At 68.1% G+C, this 621-nt stretch carries 1 protein-coding gene; it reads right to left on the bottom strand.

Annotated elements, in window-relative coordinates; translation table 11 throughout:
* Positions 1–621 (bottom strand): ABC transporter permease (locus PUR61_RS05645; protein WP_329876251.1); only part of this gene is annotated, 621 nt, incomplete at both ends.

Below are 621 nucleotides of genomic sequence, written 5' to 3'. Positions count from 1 at the left end.
GCCGGTGCGGGCGGTGAGGAGGATGCCGGCGAGGGCGGCGACGGTGCCGATGAGGGCGTAGACGGCGATGAGGTATTTGTTGATGTTGATGCCGGCGAGGCGGGCGGCGGTGTCGTTGCCGCCGATGGCGTAGAGGTTGCGGCCGATGTCGGTGTACTTGAGGAGGATGTGGACGGCGACGGCGGTGAGGATGAGGATCCAGACCATGACGGGGAGGCCGGCGATTTTGCCGCGGCCGAGGAAGACGAAGAGGTCGTCGTTGAGGACGTAGCCCTGGGCGCGGCCGTCGGAGAGGAGTTGGGCGAGGCCCTTGTAGGCGGCGAGGCCGGCGAGGGTGGCGATGGTGGGGTTGACGCGGCCGTAGACGATGATCAGGCCGTTGAGGATGCCGACGAGGATGCCGACGCCGATGGCGGCGGCGATGCCGGTGAGGGCGTTGGAGCCGGCCGAGGTGAAGGCCATCGCGGAGACGACGGAGGCGACGCCGGCTTGGGAGCCGACGGAGATGTCGAGGCCGCCGCAGATGATGACGACGGTCTGGACGATGGCGAGGAGGCCGGTGATGGTGGCGGCTTCGGCGATGACCTGCATGTTGCCGAGGCTGAGGAAGTTGTCGTTGAG

It is taken from the genome of Streptomyces sp. BE20 (assembly GCF_036322525.1).
GTDB lineage: Bacteria > Actinomycetota > Actinomycetes > Streptomycetales > Streptomycetaceae > Kitasatospora.
Note: the sequence above shows the minus strand (reverse complement) of the source record. Positions and strands in the feature narration are given on the sequence as shown.